The 241-nt window shown below is 68.0% G+C and carries 1 protein-coding gene; it reads right to left on the bottom strand.

What is annotated here, in order from left to right; genetic code table 11:
* Positions 1–241: hypothetical protein (locus ACYYG1_RS17820; RefSeq protein ID WP_461211666.1), on the bottom strand; the 241-nt coding region annotated here is incomplete at both ends.

Genomic DNA, 241 nt, shown 5'->3' with positions numbered 1-241 from the left:
CACCGCGAAGGATGTTGCAGGTCACCGGGCCACGCACGACGACTGCGGTGAGTTCCGCGTCGGTGCCCGTGACGGTGGCCTGCCGTGACCACGGGGTTCCGGTCGCCGCGACGATCTCGTAGTCGTTGCCCTTGCGGAACCGCAGTGCGACGACGTCGCCGTTGCCGGTGATCTGGTAGGTCACGGCCCCTGCCGCCTGCGCGGGTGTTGTCGTGGTGGTGGTTTCCTCGGTGGTGGTTTC

Source organism: Desulfocurvus sp. DL1XJH-121, assembly GCF_054819825.1.
The sequence above is the reverse complement of the archived record's forward strand: the minus strand, read 5'-3'. Positions and strand labels throughout refer to the sequence as shown.